Annotated in this window: 14 protein-coding genes; 12 read left to right on the top strand and 2 right to left on the bottom strand. The window is 39.0% G+C overall.

From position 1 onward, the window contains the following. The coding region (locus tag ACEW8O_RS25625; protein WP_373497478.1) for a lysine--tRNA ligase at positions 1–959 on the bottom strand (959 nt) is incomplete at its 3' end. Positions 960–1129: 170 nt separating this feature from the next. After that, a complete protein-coding gene (locus tag ACEW8O_RS25620; protein ID WP_373497477.1) occupies positions 1130–2317 on the bottom strand; it encodes a proline dehydrogenase family protein in 1188 nt (395 codons plus the stop codon). Positions 2318–2947: 630 nt separating this feature from the next. Between ACEW8O_RS25620 and ACEW8O_RS25615 the strand changes: the two genes are divergently transcribed. The 12 genes from ACEW8O_RS25615 (at position 2948) to ACEW8O_RS25560 (ending at position 13815) form a co-directional block, all read left to right on the top strand. Next, positions 2948–4045 carry a chorismate mutase gene (locus ACEW8O_RS25615; protein WP_373497476.1) on the top strand — a complete coding sequence of 366 codons (1098 nt, stop codon included), beginning with the start codon at positions 2948–2950 and terminating at the stop codon, positions 4043–4045. Positions 4046–4355: 310 nt separating this feature from the next. Next, the gene (gene aroB / locus ACEW8O_RS25610; protein ID WP_373497475.1) at positions 4356–5390 is read left to right on the top strand and encodes a 3-dehydroquinate synthase; all 1035 of its coding nucleotides are present in this window, start codon (positions 4356–4358) and stop codon (positions 5388–5390) included. A gap of 62 nt (positions 5391–5452) precedes the next feature. After that, positions 5453–6667 (top strand): 3-phosphoshikimate 1-carboxyvinyltransferase, encoded by a 1215-nt coding sequence (locus ACEW8O_RS25605; protein ID WP_373497474.1) that lies wholly within the window; start codon positions 5453–5455, stop codon positions 6665–6667. A 572-nt stretch (positions 6668–7239) separates the two neighbouring features. Beyond that, positions 7240–7608 carry a DMT family protein gene (locus tag ACEW8O_RS25600; RefSeq protein ID WP_373497473.1) on the top strand — a complete coding sequence of 123 codons (369 nt, stop codon included), beginning with the start codon at positions 7240–7242 and terminating at the stop codon, positions 7606–7608. An 18-nt stretch (positions 7609–7626) separates the two neighbouring features. Continuing rightward, complete coding sequence (locus ACEW8O_RS25595; RefSeq protein WP_373497472.1) at positions 7627–7866, top strand: hypothetical protein; 240 nt, start codon at positions 7627–7629, stop codon at positions 7864–7866. Continuing rightward, positions 7851–8243 (top strand): type II toxin-antitoxin system VapC family toxin, encoded by a 393-nt coding sequence (locus ACEW8O_RS25590; RefSeq protein WP_373497471.1) that lies wholly within the window; start codon positions 7851–7853, stop codon positions 8241–8243. Before ACEW8O_RS25595 ends, ACEW8O_RS25590 begins: the two co-directional genes overlap by 16 nt. Positions 8244–8255: 12 nt before the next feature. Further along, the gene (locus ACEW8O_RS25585; RefSeq protein ID WP_373497470.1) at positions 8256–9071 is read left to right on the top strand and encodes a prephenate dehydratase; all 816 of its coding nucleotides are present in this window, start codon (positions 8256–8258) and stop codon (positions 9069–9071) included. After that, positions 9071–10213, top strand: a complete 1143-nt coding sequence (locus ACEW8O_RS25580) for a pyridoxal phosphate-dependent aminotransferase (RefSeq protein WP_373497469.1) — start codon at positions 9071–9073, stop codon at positions 10211–10213. Before ACEW8O_RS25585 ends, ACEW8O_RS25580 begins: the two co-directional genes overlap by 1 nt. Before the next feature lie 30 nt (positions 10214–10243). Next, a complete protein-coding gene (locus ACEW8O_RS25575) occupies positions 10244–11092 on the top strand; it encodes a prephenate dehydrogenase (protein WP_373497468.1) in 849 nt (282 codons plus the stop codon). 140 nt (positions 11093–11232) lie between these two features. Then, entirely contained in the window at positions 11233–11460 is a 228-nt protein-coding gene (locus ACEW8O_RS25570) for a hypothetical protein (protein ID WP_373497467.1), read from the top strand. A gap of 334 nt (positions 11461–11794) precedes the next feature. After that, positions 11795–12505 carry an SIMPL domain-containing protein gene (locus tag ACEW8O_RS25565; protein WP_373497466.1) on the top strand — a complete coding sequence of 237 codons (711 nt, stop codon included), beginning with the start codon at positions 11795–11797 and terminating at the stop codon, positions 12503–12505. Between the two features lie 401 nt (positions 12506–12906). Further along, complete coding sequence (locus ACEW8O_RS25560) at positions 12907–13815, top strand: hypothetical protein (protein ID WP_373497465.1); 909 nt, start codon at positions 12907–12909, stop codon at positions 13813–13815. Positions 13816–13872 lie beyond the last annotated feature (57 nt).

Raw genomic sequence — 13872 nt, 5'->3', positions numbered from 1 at the left:
GCAAAGTCAATCTCATTGTCCCCAACTGTCAAAAGGGTGGTGCCATGGATCGATTCGGTGACTTTCTCAATCAATTCCTCGACCATTTCCATCATCCAGATATAGTCCTTGTAGGCTACATAGATTTCCATAGAAGTGAATTCGGGATTGTGTGTGCGGTCCATACCTTCATTTCGGAACATTTTTCCAAACTCATAAACTCCTTCAAATCCGCCAACAATCAACCTTTTAAGGTAAAGTTCATTGGCAATCCTTAAAAACAAACCCATATCCAGGGTATTGTGATGCGTAGTGAAGGGACGTGCAGCGGCACCGCCATGTACCTGCTGAAGTATAGGTGTTTCTACCTCCAACCATCCGTGGTCATCAAAATAGCGGCGCATATTGCTGATGATTTTGGACCGGGTGACAAATACATTTTTCACTTCGGGGTTAACTGTTAAGTCAACATACCTTTGTCTGTATCTTAATTCTGGATCGGTAAAACCATCATAAACATTACCTTCCTCATCCCTTTTGACCACAGGAAGAGGCTTGATGGATTTTGAAAGGATCTTCAAGTCTGTAACATAAAGCGAAATCTCTCCGGTTTGGGTGGTGAAAATATATCCTTTCAACCCAATGAAATCACCGATGCCCAACAGCTTTTTAAATACCGTATTGTAAAAAGTTTTATCTTCTCCGGGACAAAGGTCATCTCTTCTTAAATATATCTGCAATCTCCCGGTAGAATCCTGAATTTCGGCAAAAGAAGCAGAACCCATAATTCTTTTGGTCATCAATCTGCCAGCAATGGAGAGGTCTTTGTAATCGGTTTTTCTGTTTTCGTAATTTTTATGGATGTCCTCTGCGGTGACATTGATCGGTAATGATTCTGCCGGATAGGGGTCAATCCCCAATTTCATTAACTCTTCCCTATCTTTTCTTCTTTCTATTTCCTGTTCGCTTAGTAACTGCATTTTTTTATCTATTCAGTTCAAATCTTATTACCAATAATCATTTAATCCACTAACCTATAAACCACTAACTCAATGACGTACAAGCAAAAAAATAAAGGTCAACACCAATATTATTTCAATGTATTTCAATCATATTTCTACTTTATTTCATTCTTAATTAACCAATAGCTTTATTCCTTAACTGACTTTCTCCTATCAATTTCCCTCTTGACCAAATCAAACTCCCTGCTGCTTTGCCCTGAAACAGAAGTGTTTTCTTCTGCCCGTCTTGAAAGATAGGGCATAACTTTTTCGACTGGTCCATAAGGCACATATTTAACCACATTATAACCCGCATTGGCCAGGTTATAAGAAATATTATCGCTCATACCATATAATTGGGCAAAGTACACCCTGTCATCGTTGGGGCTGATGCCATATTTTGAAATCAATTCGGTCAGCAGGATATTGCTTTGTTCATTATGGGATCCGGAGACCAAGCCTATACTTTCTATATTTTCCACACAATACCTTAATCCATCATTAAAATCTCTGTCGGAAGCTTCTTTGGTTGGTTGAATAGGGCTTTTGTATTTTTTCTCCTCGGCCCTGTCCCTTTCCTTTTCCATGTAAGCACCTCTCACCAATTTTGCGCCTAGAAAATATCCTTTTTCGGTTGACACTTGATGGGCTTTCTTTAATCTTTCCAACATGTCATGCCTGTACATCTGATAAGTATTGTAAACAATGCATGATTTTTGGTTGTATTTTTCCATGGCTTCATAAGTCATTTGGTCAATAACATCCTGAAACCACGATTCTTCTGCATCCACAAGTATTTTGGTATTGGCTTGGAAAGCGGCTTTGCATAAGGCATCAACCCTGTTTTTTAATCTTTCAAAGGCAGCGGATTCTTTTTCATTGAGTTTTTTCCCTTCCTGAATTTTGGTCATGATGCGGTAATCTCCCAATCCTGTCACCTTAAATACCGCAAAAGGAATGTTGTCATCTCCAGCAGATCTTTCGATAGTCCTCAGAATCTCAGTTTTGGTGGCTTCATAACTCGCCTCATCCCCTTTTCCTTCCACAGAATAATCGAGGATGCTATGGATTTTAAATTTGGCTAAGTCATCCACAGCTTTCTGGCAATCTTCTATATCCTCTCCGCCGCAGAAATGCCCAAACATCGTTTTTTTCATGATGCCTTTGATGGGCAATTTTAAAGCAAAAGCCCAATTGACCATTTTAGTACCAATACTCACCAATGTATTGTTGTTGATGGTAGCGAAGATAAGGTACATTTTCTTTAAGTCTCTATTGGATTTGGAAGCAAAGGCAACTTCCAGGTTCTCGAAAGAAATATTGGGTTTGACAGGCATAGAAGCTCTAATTGTGGCGCAAATATATCAAAAAAACTCCACGGGGATAGGATTTGTTTGGTAAAGGAAAGAAGTATTCAGCCTAAAATTCCAGATTAACTTTTCAAATATGAATTTTGCCAATTAGCAATGGCAAACAGGATAAGTATTAATAACTACCAATAAATAATCCTCCACGTCCAAATTACTCAATAATATCCACTAATATCCAATCCCGAAAAAATTGCATAATGATACATGCAAAATTTTATTTGGCACTGAGTTTAATATTGTAGTATTGTTTCTGAATACGCAAACATTCTGAAGATTCTTAAAGAATTTTCAAAAAAATATTCAAAAATTAATTTGTTTTTAAAAAAGGTGCCTTTACATTTGGGACATGTTAATCGCAGCCTTCGCATACTTTACCTTCTTTTACTTTTACTTTCGTCTTCAAGGTCGAATCGGAGCTGCCTATTGTCTGGTAAAAAATTAAAAAAAACAAACCATATAAGAGCCCGATTCGAAAGAGTCGGGTTTTTTATTTTAAACCAATTTGAAAATGAAACCGAGCATGACAAGAGCTTCACACAGTGGAATGATTTCAATTGCGAGGTTCCATGTGACCGTTAAAAAACAAATTATAAACACATGAAAGATCACTTACAAACCAAAGACTGGGGATTAGGACTTAAAGGTCATGTTATCATTGCCGGTCCATGCAGTGCAGAAAGCCCCGAGCAAATCGAAAAAGTCTGCATAGAAATGAAAAAGGAAAATATGATTCCTGATATGTTCCGTGCAGGTATTTGGAAACCACGAACAAGACCCGGTATGTTTGAAGGCATTGGAGAAGATGGTCTAAAATGGATGGAGATTGTAAGACATCATCTCAATATCCCCATCACTACTGAAGTAGGAAATGCTGCTCATGTAGAGATGGCGCTCAAACACAAAGTGGATGTTTTATGGATAGGAGCAAGGACCACGGTTAATCCATTCGCTGTTCAGGAAATTGCAGACGCTTTAAGAGGAGTTGATATTCCGGTAATGGTCAAAAACCCCATGAACCCGGACCTTCAGCTATGGATCGGAGCTTTGGAGAGATTGCATGCGGTTGGCATCAATAAGTTGGCCGCCATTCATAGAGGTTTTTCAGATTCCTACGACAAAAGATTCCGAAACAAACCCAATTGGTCAATGCCTATTCACCTCAAAAGAGAATGGAAAGGAATGGAAGTGATCAATGACCCTAGCCATATTGTGGGAAATAGGGAAGGAATTCTTGAAACTGCTCAAAGGGCCATCAACTTTGGATTGGATGGTTTGATGATTGAGACACATCATGACCCGGACAATGCTTGGTCCGATGCAAAGCAGCAAGTGACTCCGGCAGCACTGAAAAACATTTTATCCCAGATCGACTTCAAGGATACGCTCGGAGCTGAAAATCCAAGTGAAAAATTAAAGGACCTAAGAAACGCCATTGACCACCTTGATGATCAGTTGTTGGATATTCTTCAGGAAAGATTCTCATTGATTGATCAGGTTGGGGTCTATAAGAGAGAACATCATTTGACTGTTTTTCAATCAGACAGATGGAAGTATGTGATGGAATCCAGGACCCAAAAAGGTGTGGAGAAAAATCTCAGCGAGAAATTTATGAAAGAACTGCTTTACTGTATCCATGAAGAGTCTGTTAAAAGACAGGAGAAGCAGTTGAGAGAAGCGGCTGCGGTGAAGAAGTAAAGTTTTGTTGTATCAAGTACCATGTACAATGAACCAAGTATAAGGTAGCTTGATGAATGATGGGTGTAAGGTTTTAATGATAAAAAAGAACGGAATGCTACGAAGGATAGCAATATCAAGCTGGGTATTTCCGTACCTTTACTTTGCTAAGGATACATTATATATGTTTCTATGATGTTAGAAAAAATGGCAAGTCAGTAAAATTCTCGGTATGAAGTTGAAATGTCCGACACTTCGGTCTTCCGTCCTATCTGTAACAGAATGATGGTTTCCTGGCAAAGCAAGGTATAACTATTAAAAACAATCCATTTTGGAATCAATCATATTCTCAAACTCCATAGCCGGGGATCTCAAAAGCTACTTGGCAAACCAGAGTTTTTCCAAGTTAGGGGTCATCACAGATTCCAATACTGAAAAACATTGTTTTCCGGTCATTAGGGACCATTTACCTGTTGATTCCAGTCAGTTTTCATTCCCATCTGGAGAATCCAACAAAAACCTGGAAACATGTTCCGCCATTTGGAAATGGATGACAGATGAAGCCTTTGATCGAAAAGCCTTGATCATCAATCTTGGTGGAGGTGTCACAGGAGATATGGGTGGCTTTTGTGCTGCAACTTACAAACGTGGCATCCGGTTTATCAATTTACCAACTACTTTACTTTCTCAAGTTGATGCCAGTGTAGGCGGTAAGTTGGGGGTGGATTTCAATGGTTTTAAAAACCATATTGGAGTCTTTGCCGAGCCTGAAGCAGTGATGATTTCTGAAGTATTTTTAAAAACTCTCCCTGATGAGGAATTAAGGTCAGGTTATGCTGAGGTGATCAAACACGGATTGATACAAAATGCCAATTATTTTGGATGTCTCAAAACAGAAGGGTGGGAAAAACAGAACTGGAGAGAAATCATCGAAAAATCAGTGAGTATCAAAAAGGATGTGGTCCAAAAAGATCCCAAAGAATCCGGATTACGGAAAATCCTCAATTTTGGCCATACCATCGGGCATGCATTTGAATCTTATTACCTGGATTCAGAAAGACATTTGCTCCATGGTGAAGCCATTGCCATCGGGATGATCTGTGAGTCCTATCTTTCGGTCAAAAAATCAGGTCTTTCAAAATCTGAAATGGAATTGATAAATAATATGTTATTGAATGTCTTTGAAAAATTTGATTTTCCTGTAGAGGACATTCCGGCCATAGTCGTCCTTTGCAGTCAGGACAAAAAAAATGAAGGCAAAACCGTCAATTTTTCATTGCTGACCCAAATCGGTAAATGTGAGTATAACTTCAATGCGACCATTGAGGAGATTGAGGAATCAGTCCATTTTTATAAAAACCTTTAATTTGAAGCACATCGAATTTCTGAAAAATTGATTTCACCCATCTAGCATAAATATCAAACCGAATGACTGCCCAATACTTACAACAAATTACTTTTTTTCAACCAACTAAGATTCCTCTGCCTTCCTCCAAGAGTGAAAGCAACAGGGTTTTGATCATTGATGCCCTGACAGAAGGAGAGAATACCATCAGTAATCTGGCAGAGGCGAGGGATACGCAGACCATGATCAGGCTGTTGAGGCAGAATCCGGCAATTTTTGATGTCCTTGATGCAGGAACCACCATGCGGTTTTTGACAGCCTATGCAGCAGTCACCAATCAGCACAAGGTCATGACCGGTACGCCAAGAATGTGCGAAAGACCCATCGGAATTTTGGTAGATGCGCTCAGGCATATTGGTGCAGAAATCCACTATATGAACAAAGAAGGATTTCCTCCATTGGCAATTCACGGAATGGAAGCTCAACTGAATGACCAAGTGGCCATTAGAGGGGATGTCAGCAGTCAATTTATTTCGGCCATGCTGATGATTTCACCTTTACTTCCCAAAGGATTGGAGATCAAATTGGAAGGTAAGGTAGGGTCTAAAACTTATATTGAAATGACTCTTCGGTTGATGAAGCAATTTGGGATTGAATATACCTGGGAAGGTGATAAAATTACAGTTGCACATCAAGCATATAAATCCACTAACTTCTCAGTAGAGAGCGATTGGTCAGGAGCTAGTTACTGGTTCAGTTTGCTGGCTTGTGCGGACAAAGGGGAGTTGTTTTTGGAGGGATTGAAAGAAAACAGTTTGCAGGGAGATTCGGCCATCGTCGAAATAATGGATAAGTTGGGTGTTAAAAGTGAGTTTAAAGAAAGTGGCGTAAAATTGACCAAACAAAAGGTTAAAGGGTTGGCTTCCTGGGATTTTACACATTGTCCGGACTTGGCCCAGACTGTGGCGGTGACCTGTGCCATTATTGGTCAGAAGACAACATTCACGGGTGTTGAAAGTCTGAGGATCAAAGAGACTGATAGGATATATGCCCTTCAGCAGGAATTGGCCAAATTCAATGCGCAATTAGTGGAAGGAGAAAATGAGGTATTCACAGTGATACCCTCCGTCCAAATGCCCCATGAAGTCCGTATCCATACCTATGATGACCATAGAATGGCCATGGCCTTTATGCCGCTGATGACCAAGACCAATGTCTTCATCGAGGACCTCGAAGTGGTCAATAAATCCTATCCGAGTTTTTGGAAGCATGTTTCTTTTTTGAGACATGAGACGTGAGATATTAGACATGAGACAGGGTTGCGTAACCTTTGAGGTCTTATTTTTGACCTCGAAGGTTTTGACTGAGGGAAAGGAAGAGTTGAGAAGCGAGATGTGAGAGCCGAGAAGCGAGATTTTAGAACCAAGAAGAAGAAGGGATGAAGGAGAAAGGATGAGGGATGAAGGTTGAATACACGTCATTGCGAATCTGCCTGCCGATTTTGGTAGGGAGCACCTGAAAAACTTAGATATTTTAAATAATCGTTCGTTCGACGTGGCAATCTTGATGGGGGCGAGTGGGATGTATGAAGTAGGAAGGATAATGGCTTACTCAGAGTATCGGGGAGGCAAGATTTTAGAATCAAAGCCTGCCCCGATTATCGGGGAGCCAAGAAATAAGGCCAAGAAACAAGAGTAAAAAAAATGAATGCAGTCAAAAAATTGAAGAGGTTTATCCATTTAATTAAAAATGAGATTTCTTAAAAACTTTCAACATCTAGCTTCATTGGAAATAAATTCGTCAGTCACTAAGAAAAAGCCGTCTCAAATCTCACGTCTCAAATCTCACGTCTCAACCCCCGTTCCTCCCCATGAAAGGTCTCTCCACCATACTCCTCCTTGTCCTTTCCAATACCTTTATGACATTTGCATGGTATGGACATTTGAAATTCAAAGAACTTCGTTGGTTTGAAAATCTGGGATTGATATCCATCGTGCTGATCAGTTGGGGCATTGCTTTCTTTGAATATATGTTTCAGGTTCCGGCAAATAGGATTGGCTTCAAGGAGAACGGAGGACCGTTTTCACTTGTGGAACTGAAGGTCCTGCAGGAAGTGATCACGTTGGTTGTTTTTATGATTTTCACTTTGATTTTTTTCAAAAATGAAAGCATTAAAGCAAATCATGTCATTGGATTCGGTTTTTTGGTTTTGGCAGTTTATTTCATTTTCAAAAAGTAGTTTTCCGTATATTTGGCTATGGGTTTATCATTAGAAAAAAATATAGATCAATTAAAAGCGATCATCAATCATCTTAAACAGGAAGAATTGGAAGAGGTAAAGGCTCTCCTCGATAGAAAATCCTTGGAAATTGACCATAAAAAAAAGGAAAATGAGTTTTTAAAAAGTTTGCTTCTAAATGGGCCGACCCTTTCTAAAGGAGAGTTGGGAAAGATCAAGGAAGCACGAGATTTAATAAACAAATGGAGAGCAGAATAATTTGCTTGGATACTTCAGTACTTTTTGATTATTTCAGAAAGAAAAAAAAGGAAAATTCATTTTTCTTGGAATTGATGGCCAATTATGATTTTTTTGAAATTACTTCTATTACAGCATTCGAAATAAAATACGGGATAAATCCTATCCAATTTGAGTTTTGGGATTCTTTATTAAGTGCAGTTAAAGTTTTGCCTTTTGATAATGAAGCCGCAGATATTGCAGTTGAAATCCATCAAGAATTAAAAAAAATCAACAAACAGGTTGCTCTGCCCGACTTATTTATTGCTTCAATTGCCCTTAGGTTTAATAGACCATTGGCAACATTGAACAGGAAACACTTTGGGAGGATTCCGGATATTGATATAATAATTCCATAAAATGAAAGTTAAATGCATATAGCTATTCAAGGCATCCCCGGTTCTTTCCACCATCAGGTTGCACTCAATGTTTTTGGCTTAGATGCGGATATTATAGGATTTAGGATTTTTGAGGAGGTTGCCAAAAGCGTCAGCAGAGGGGAAACAGATTTTGGGATTTTGGCAATTGAAAATTCGATTGCCGGTGCCATCCTTCCTAACTATGAATTGATTGACAGATACGATCTCCGGATTAAAGATGAATATTACCTGCCCATATCACATAATTTAATGGCCTTGCCAGATCAACAGATTAATGATCTTTTGGAAGTCAGGTCACATCCCATGGCCTTGTTGCAATGCAAGAAGTTTTTCGAAAACCATCCTACTATCCAATTGATTGATGATGTGGATACCGCTTCTGTTGCCAAAAGGATTTCAGAAGAAAGCCTTACTGGTATTGGTGCCATTGCCAGTAAAACCGCAGCACAAACCTACGATCTTGAAATTCTTGCCGAAGACATACAAACTGTCAAAAACAATTTCACCCGATTCATTATTCTGCAAAAAGATGCTGTGGATTTGGATTTTGTGCCCAACAAAGCATCCATCAAAGTTACCGTGAAAAACGCCAAAGGGATTTTGGCGAGATTGCTTACCATGATGAGCGATTATGGTTTGGATCTTAGCAAGATCCAGTCTATCCCGGTAATGGAGAAACCTTGGGAATATGCTTTTTTTATAGATATACAATTTGAAGATTATGCTGCATTTCAAAAGGCAATTCAAGAAATAAACAATAATTTTGGGGAAGTAAAAATCTTTGGGGAATACCTAAATAGGAAATAATGATGTCTTTTTCAAAAAGAGTTGCTCAGGTTGAGGAATACTATTTTTCAAAGAAACTCAAAGAAGTCAATAAACTGATATCTGAGGGAAAACCCGTTATCAATATGGGAATCGGCAGCCCTGATTTACCTCCCCACCCGACGGTGGTGGAAGCTTTGTACAAATCTGCTTCCCTTTCTAAATCCCACGGCTACCAAAATTATCAAGGCATTCCTGCTCTAAGAAAGGCTTTTTCAGAATTTTATTCCAAATTTTATCATGTTTCATTGCTTCCTCAGGAGGAAATCCTGCCACTCATAGGTTCCAAAGAAGGCATCATGCATGTTTCCATGACTTTTCTGAATGAAGGTGATGAAGTATTGATCCCCGATCCCGGATATCCAACCTATACTTCTGTAACAAAATTATTAGGGGCTTCTCCTGTCTATTATTTTCTGAGGGCTGAAAACGATTATTATCCTGATTTTGAGAAGCTGGAAAAAAGTGATCTTAGTAAAGTGAAAATCATGTGGACAAATTATCCCCATATGCCGACAGGAGCTATAGCAGATCTAAGTTTGTTTCAAAAACTGATTGATTTTGGAAGAAAATATAACATTATTATCGCCCACGATAACCCATACAGTTTTATCCTTGAAGACAAACCAAAAAGCATTTTCCAGATTGAAGGTTCAAAAGACATTGCATTGGAACTCAATTCCCTGAGCAAGACTTCCAATATGGCAGGTTGGCGTGTGGGGATGCTAGCTGGAAAGTCGGAATGGATTCAGGCTATCACCAAGGTGAAAAGCAATATGGATTCCGGCATGTTTTTGGGGATACAGGAAGGAGCTATTGCAGCTTTGGCCTTGGGGGAAGATTGGTATCAGCAATTGAATCAAATATATTCAGAGCGGAGAAAACTTATTTGGGAATTGGTGGAGAAATTAGGATTGAGCTGTGAGAAGGATACCGCGGGCATGTTTGTCTGGGCCAAACTGCCCGAAGGTGAAAGTTCAGATCAATTTGTGGACAGCTTGCTTTATACGCATGATATTTTCGTTACTCCGGGAAATGTATTTGGAAAGTTAGGGGTCGGGTATGTAAGATTTTCTCTTTGCGTCAATAAAACAGCAATCCAAGAAGCTATCAATAGAATTTAATCATCTAATCTTAAAATTATTTTTGTTAAAATGAAAAAAATACACATTATCGGGCTAGGTCTTTTGGGAGGTTCATTTGCCCTCGCACTTAAAAAAGCAAAACCTGAAATCAAATTCACAGGATACGATACTAATTTACAAAATCTGGAAGATGCCATTGCATTGGGAATCATTGGGGAAGCAAAAGAGAATCCTGGCACGGATACCGATGTGGTCGTATTGGCCACCCCGGCAAATACTTTATCAGATCTTTTGTTAAAAACGTTGAATGAGATCGGTCCAAATACTCTGGTAATGGATTTTGGTTCTACCAAAGAAGTCCTTTGCAAATCAGTCTCGGATCATCCCAGAAGAGAGCAATATTTAGCAGGTCACCCCATTGCAGGGACAGAATATTCGGGTCCGAAAGCCTCCAAGGAAGATCTTTTGGATAAAAAAGTATTCATTATCTGCGAAATGGAAAAAACCAACATTCACCTCAAAGGAATGGCTTACGAGATTTTGGAGGCACTCAATATGAAATTACGGTTCATGGATCCAGAGGAACATGACAGACATTTGGCATTCGTATCCCATTTGTCCCACATTTCTTCTTTTATGTTGGGCAAAACTGTGATGGATAAAATGGAAGACGAGAAAAACATTTTCGATATGGCAGGCTCAGGTTTTGCATCTACAGTCCGTTTGGCCAAAAGTTCACCGGCAATGTGGGCACCGATTATGGAAGAAAACAAAAAGAATATACTAGATGCCATGAGTCTATACATCTCAAATCTTTCTAAATTCCGTGACAAAATCCTTGAAGATGACTATGAGGGATTGGCCAATGATATGGGAAAAGTGAACAAGATCAGGGATATTTTGGACTTAGGTCAGTAGGCAGTCGCAGTCTCAGTTTGCAGTGTTCAGTTTGCAGTGAATAGTCGCAGTATGCAGTTTACAGACTCAGTTTACAGTAGGCGGTACCAGTTTACAGTTGTTCAGTATATTCAAACAACAATTTGGCATAAGTATCAATAGTGGAAACTTTAAAAGAGAAAATAATTACTCTGATCGAACAGACTGATGATGATAGTCTGTTAGGTAGAATTTTTGAATTCCTTGAAAAGGAAATTCAAGAAGACAATACTGTTTTTTCTGACAAGCAAATGGTGTCTATATTGAAGGCTAAAGAACAGTTTGAAACGGGAAATGTAAAGACTCAAAAAGAAATTAATATCAGGTTTGAAAAATGGATGAGAGAGTAATCTGGACTGATGAGGCGGAAGATCAATTTTTTAATGTTCTGGATTATTGGAAAAATAGAACTTAAAGTTACTCGTATCCTATCAAAATCAAGGAAGAATTAGATCAAAGGATTGCAATTATCCTGGAGAATCCCTTGATTGGAAAAGAGTCTGAAATCCCAGGGGTAAGAAGCTTAAATTTTTTGAAATACTTCAAATAAATATACGGAATATATAAAGGTCAATTAGTGATATTGAATTTTTGGGACATGAGACTAGATCCTAAGGAAAATCCGTTCTTATAAAAAAATGGCCTAAGTTTTGAAACATACGTTCTAGACTTAAAAACCAATTTATGAAAAAGCTACTATTCGCTTCCTTGTTTTTATTACTAGCTGTTACGGCCTTCTCGCAGGAAAATATTCCAATGATCGAAGTGGAAGGTAAAAGTGAAATCAGCATTATGCCCGATGAGGCTATCATTCATCTTAGTTTAATGGAAAAAGCCATGAAAGTGGCAGATGTCACCAATGCATTGAACAAGAAAACAAAATCTATCGAGGATGCCCTAAAGAAAACCAATGTGAAAGATTATGACTTCACAGTGGATAATTATTACGTCAGTGTCAATAGGGTATATGCAAAAGGAACCTCGAGAGATAGTGGCTACGTAGCTTCACAAACCATCAAAGTCAGGGTCAGAAACATCGACAAGGACTTGGTCAAAATTACCGAAAGCCTTCACCAAACTGCGGACATGGGTTTCAATATTCAATTCACAATATCTGATAAAGTCCGAAAATCTTCCGAACAGAAATTACTTGAATTGGCCATTGCGGACGCTAGATCTAAAGCTGATGTGATTGCCAAATCGCTGGGAATCCAGAATATTCAGGTCCATAGGGTGAACTATACCTCGGATGGCAACAACTTTTACCCTGTGATGAGACAGTCAAAGTCTATGATGGCAATGGATATGGCAGAATCCCGGCAGGAACCCACTTTCAGTCCTGAGGAACAAAAGTTGTCCGATAAGGTATTGGTGTCATTTACCTTTAAGAAATAATTTGATTAGCGTAGTGACTCCGGTTACCTATCTGAACTCTTTTAATCGGGATTTTTTGATGGTAGGAAAGTTGGAAGTTGGATGTCCGAAGTTTTCACAAATCTTTTTTTGACCAGATCTTGATTAGTTTAGGATCATTTCCGGACAGAATTCAGTTATTCAAAATAAAATATCCACCTCCGTTTTGGAGGTGGTTTTTTCATGTCTTTTTAGGTGAAATTTTTCATGATTTATCCGGCATTCCAGATACGGAATAATTAAGCTTAATTTGAGCGGCTAAGGAATTGTGTAATAACTCAGGGTTTTATTGTAACAGTTACTATAAGCAATATTATTAGTTTTGTGAAAACCATCTTCATTTTTTGTCTATCACCTTTTATTACAAATAAACTCCAAAACCCATGAAATTACTCACTGAAAAATTGGTTCAGCATCTTTTGTCGAAAAATGAAGAACCCTGTATCTCCCTTTACATGCCAACCCATAGGAGCCATCCGGAAAACCAACAGGACCCGATTAGGTACAAGAATCTCCTGAAAGAAATCGAGAATTCTTTACTTCAAAGATATTCGAATGATGAAACCAATGAATTTCTGGCACCTTTGGAAGAACTGATCGATGATCCCAAAATTTGGAATATGACACTTGAAGGATTGGCAGTATTCAGTTCTGACAGCGTCATGGAGGTTGTAAAATTGCAGGTTCCGGTAGAACCACTCGCGATAGTCGCGGATAGTTTTCACACCAAACCACTTCGGAAGTATCTGCAATCAGTAGACCGTTTTCATGTTTTGGGATTGAGTTTGCATGACATATCGTTATATGAAGGCAACAGACATTATCTTACTGAAATTGACCTGATGGAGGGTGTTCCAAAAACCATCGAAGAAGCACTCGGCTATGAACTGACTGACAAACATACTACTGTAGCTTCTTATGGAGGCACCAGTGGTGAAAGTTCAGTGATGCGTCATGGCCATGGAGGGAAAAAAGAAGAGATGGACGTTGATGCAGAGCGTTTTTTCAGGGAAATCGGAAAATCGGTTCAGGAGCATTATTCCAAACCTTCCGGATTGCCCCTTATTTTGGCAGCACTTCCGGAACACCATAATCTCTTTCAGAAGTTAAGTGAAAATCCTTTGCTGGTTTCCAATGGGATTAAAGTAAACCCCAAATCAGTTCCGGAAGAAAGATTGGTCGAGTTGGCCTGGGAGGTAATGGAACCTGAATACCTCAGGACATTGGATGTGTTGATTGAGCAATTCGAGCAGGCGAGGGCAGATGGCAAAGGCAGTGATTATTACAAATAATTGGCCATTGCAGCAGTAGAAGGAAGGATTGATACACTTTTAGTAGAATCTAACAAA

This window comes from Aquiflexum sp. (genome assembly GCF_041749095.1).
Lineage (GTDB): Bacteria > Bacteroidota > Bacteroidia > Cytophagales > Cyclobacteriaceae > Aquiflexum.
This window is presented reverse-complemented; position numbering and strand designations above follow the sequence as displayed.